This window comes from Pseudomonas sp. 51_B (assembly GCF_017491595.1).
Classification (GTDB): Bacteria; Pseudomonadota; Gammaproteobacteria; order Pseudomonadales; family Pseudomonadaceae; genus Aquipseudomonas; species Aquipseudomonas promysalinigenes.
Window position 1 is genome coordinate 1 of sequence record NZ_JAFGYW010000240.1, and the last position, 495, is coordinate 495.

Annotated in this window: 1 protein-coding gene and 1 pseudogene; both read right to left on the bottom strand. The window is 59.0% G+C overall.

Going from position 1 to position 495, the window contains the following annotated elements:
* Positions 1–198 (bottom strand): annotated as a pseudogene (locus J5M56_RS24615) (glycosyltransferase family 1 protein); the annotation flags it as partial.
* The coding region (locus J5M56_RS24620; protein WP_207938013.1) for a Wzt carbohydrate-binding domain-containing protein at positions 195–495 on the bottom strand (301 nt) is incomplete at its 5' end. The pseudogene J5M56_RS24615 and the gene J5M56_RS24620, both read right to left, overlap by 4 nt.

The window sequence follows — 495 nt, forward strand, 5'->3', positions numbered from 1 at the left end:
GTTCCAGAACGGTGTATCGAGTGGCGCCAGTTGCAGCACGCGGTAGAGCTGGCCATTGATCACCACCACCGGCATGCACTCGACGCCTTCAGCGCTGGCGGGCAGCTGCTTGATGACGTTGCGCACCACGCGCTGAATCCCCGAATTGACCTTGGGGTGTTTGAATACGTGAGTGCATTCAACCAAGAGGCGGGTCATGGCGCACGCTCGACAGGCCGGGCCTCGGTTTCACGGGTAATGGGGGTTTTTGCGTCGAGCCAGGCACAACCGACGAAATCCTCCCGAGGGTTGTTGATCACGTGGAACACCAGTGCGTAGTCACGCCACTCGAAATTGCGATCCAGGTGCGAGTCCAGACGCGACAGGCTAAGGGACACCGAATAGTTGCCTTTACCCAGGCCCATGATGAAGGCGAAGCGATAGGTGAAGCGTTCACCGGCGCGCAGATCGGTCAATGCCTTGTTCAGCCGGTGGGTGTTGATGCCGTACATCATC